The sequence below is a fragment of the Alcaligenes sp. Me129 genome (genome assembly GCF_050487245.1).
GTDB classification, from domain to species: Bacteria; Pseudomonadota; Gammaproteobacteria; order Burkholderiales; family Burkholderiaceae_B; genus Alcaligenes; species Alcaligenes phenolicus.
Genome location: NZ_JBKQGX010000046.1, coordinates 1 through 574, shown reverse-complemented (window position 1 = coordinate 574; position 574 = coordinate 1). Strand labels below are relative to the sequence as shown.

1 protein-coding gene is annotated in these 574 nt (G+C 51.2%); it reads left to right on the top strand.

Annotated features, from left to right (window positions below):
- A partial coding sequence (locus ACLPGZ_RS19635; RefSeq protein WP_429641901.1) for a hypothetical protein occupies nucleotides 1-573 on the top strand: 573 nt, incomplete at its 5' end.
- Nucleotide 574: the final 1 nt, after the last annotated feature.

Below are 574 nucleotides of genomic sequence, written 5' to 3'. Positions count from 1 at the left end.
AAAAAAAAAAAAAAAAAAAAAAAAAAAAAAGGAGGAAAAGAGGAAAAGGAAAAAGAGGGGAAGGAGGGAAGGGGAAAAAAGGGAAAAAGGGGAGGAAAGAAAGGGAGGGGAAAGGGAGAAGGAGGGAAAAAAGGGAGGAAGGGAGGAGAAGGGAGAGGAAAAGGGGGAGAGAAGAGGAAGAGGGGAAAGAAAGGGGAGGGAGGAAAGAGGAAAAGGGAGAAGGGGAGGGGGGAGAAAAGGAGAGAAGAGGGAGAGAGAAGGGAGGGAGGGAAAAGAGAAGAGAGAAGGGGGAGAGAGAAGGGGGAAGAGAGAAAAAAGAGGAGAAAAGAGAAAAGAAAGGGAGGAAGGAGGGAAAAGAAGAGGGAAAAGAGAAAAAGGAAGAAAAGGAAGGGAGGGAGGGAGGGGAAGAGGAGAAAAAAGAGAGAGAAAAGAGAAGAGGAGGAGGAAGAGGAAGAGGGGGAGAAGAGAAAGGGAGGGGGAAGAGGAGAAGAGAAGGGCGGGGCAAGAGGCGGGGGCAAGGAGAGGAGAAGGACCCCGAGACCCGGGCCGGGCAAAGGGGGGCAGCGGGTTTGAC